General features: G+C 66.5%; 1 protein-coding gene. It reads left to right on the forward strand.

The window, feature by feature from the left end; genetic code table 11:
• On the forward strand, nt 1–272 hold a 272-nt coding region (locus QSV36_RS08785), incomplete at both ends, for a hypothetical protein (protein ID WP_289131216.1).

A 272-nucleotide genomic window follows, 5' to 3' on the forward strand; every position in this document is an offset into this window, starting at 1 on the left:
TTGCTGGCCGCGACCAACAGTGCGGGGAACGCACTCAGCCAGCACCTCAGTGAACGGACCAGGACGCTGATCGGCCATGTGCACCGCTCGGCATTTGCGCTGTTTGCCGGGCAACAGGTGACCCCGTTCAGGCTCTCGCTGACCCTGGGCGAATACATGAGCCTGCTCGACGAGGCCGTGCAGGCCCGCACCGAGGCGTTCTTGCAGCGGATCGACCAGCAGTTTCGCGATCCCCTGGGGCGCAAGGTGCGGGCCATGGTGCTGAGCGGGGC

The organism is Pseudomonas sp. BCRC 81390, from assembly GCF_030341915.1.
Taxonomy (GTDB): Bacteria; Pseudomonadota; Gammaproteobacteria; order Pseudomonadales; family Pseudomonadaceae; genus Aquipseudomonas.